The organism is Streptomyces sp. AB3(2024) (genome assembly GCF_041862025.1).
In the GTDB taxonomy this organism is placed as follows: domain Bacteria; phylum Actinomycetota; class Actinomycetes; order Streptomycetales; family Streptomycetaceae; genus Streptomyces.
On the sequence record NZ_JBGWAB010000293.1, the window covers coordinates 1 to 1,861 of the forward strand.

Sequence of the window (1,861 nt, forward strand, 5' to 3'; positions counted from 1 at the left end):
CGGGCGCCGTCCCGCCCCCGGGACCCGCGCGGCGGACCCGTCGGCCCCGGGCTCCGCCCCGGCGGCCGTCGTCCGCGACCTCCGCGTGCGCCGCGGGCCCCGCGCAGAGGTGCTCCGGGACGTCACCCTCTCGGTCGCCCCCGGCGAGACCGTCGCCCTGATGGGCCGCAACGGCGCCGGCAAGTCCACCCTCCTCGCATCCCTGATCGGCACCCTGGCCCCCTCGGCCGGCGAGGTGACCGTCGCCGGCCGCGCGCCCCACCGCACCCCGCCGCGGGAGATGGTGCGCCGGGTGGGCCTGGTCCCGCAGGAGCCGCGCGACCTCCTCTACGCCGACACCGTCTCCGCAGAGTGCGCCGCGGCCGACGCCGACGCCGACGCCGCCCCCGGGACCTGCCGTGACCTGGTCGCGGCCCTGCTGCCCGGCGTACCGGACGACACCCACCCCCGGGACCTGTCCGAGGGCCAGCGGCTGACCCTGGCCCTCGCTCTGGTCCTGACCGGCCGGCCGGCCCTGCTCCTCCTCGACGAACCCACCCGCGGCCTGGACTACGCCGCCAAGGCGCGGCTGGTCGGGCTGCTGCGCGGGCTCGCCGCGGACAGGCACGCCATCGTGCTGGCCACCCACGACGTGGAGCTGGCGGCCGAGCTCGCCCACCGGGTGGTGATCCTGGCGGGCGGCGAGGTCGTCGCGGACGGCCCTACGGCCGAGGTCGTCGTCTCCTCCCCCGCCTTCGCCCCGCAGGTGGCCAAGATCCTGGCCCCGGGGCACTGGCTCACGGTGTCCCAGGTGGCCGCGGCCCTCGGAGGAACCCCGTGAACCGCCCCGCCCCCGGCCTCCCGGACACCGGCGGCTCCGGCGGCTCCGGCCGCCCTGCCCGCCCCCTCCGCCCCGGCCGCCCCGTCCGCGTCGGTCCGCGTGCCGCCGCGGCCCTGGTCCTCGTCACCCTGATCGGCATCGCCGCCTTCGGCTGGCCCCTGCTGGCCGACCGCCAGTCGGGCCTGGCCCACTCCCAGGACGCCCCGTGGCTGTTCGCGGCGCTGCTGCCCCTGCTGGTGGCGGTGGTCGTGGCGACCATCGCGGACCAGGGGATGGACGCCAAGGCGGTGGCGATGCTGGGCGTGCTCGCTGCCGTGGGGGCGGCCCTGAGGCCGCTCGGCGCGGGCACGGCCGGGCTGGAGCCGATGTTCTTCCTGATGGTGCTCAGCGGCCGGGTCCTCGGTCCGGGGTTCGGCTTCGTCCTGGGCTCCGTCACCATGTTCGCGTCGGCCCTGCTCACCGGTGGGGTCGGGCCGTGGATGCCGTTCCAGATGCTGGCCCTGGGCTGGTTCTCGCTCGGCGCCGGGTTGCTGCCCGGCCCGGAGAGGGTCCGGGGGCGGGCCGAGCTGGCGATGCTGGCGGCGTACGGGTTCCTGGGCTCGTTCGCGTACGGCACGGTCATGAACCTCCAGGGCTGGGTGCTCCTGCAGGGCATGGGCCAGGGGGTCTCCTTCCACCCCGGCGACCCGGTGGCGCAGAACCTGGCGCGTTTCGTCGCGTACTGCGCGGCGACCTCGCTGGGCTGGGACCTGGGGCGGGCGGCGCTGACCGTCGTCCTGACCCTCGCCCTCGGGGCCACCCTGCTGAAGGCACTGCGGCGGGCCACGCGGAAGGCCGCCTTCGACGCCCCCGTCTCCTTCGGGCGGGAGGGCGCGTCCGCCCCGGATCCCCTTTCCGAGGGGGACACGGCCGGTCACGATCGGTGAGATCCGGGGGGTGTGGCGGTGAGCCGTCCCATAGGACCCAGGTCACATACGAAGCGGTGTCGTAGTACCCGGACGGCCCCCGGGCACCCCCTCGGAGGGGGTAGGCGGGTCCCCT

General features: G+C 76.9%; 2 protein-coding genes. Both read left to right on the forward strand.

Going from position 1 to position 1,861, the window contains the following annotated elements:
• Positions 1–820: ATP-binding cassette domain-containing protein (locus tag ACEPPI_RS40395; protein WP_373920224.1), on the forward strand; the 820-nt coding region annotated here is incomplete at its 5' end.
• Positions 821–933: 113 nt separating this feature from the next.
• Positions 934–1,746 (forward strand): ECF transporter S component, encoded by an 813-nt coding sequence (locus tag ACEPPI_RS40400; RefSeq protein WP_373920225.1) that lies wholly within the window; start codon positions 934–936, stop codon positions 1,744–1,746.
• Positions 1,747–1,861: the final 115 nt, after the last annotated feature.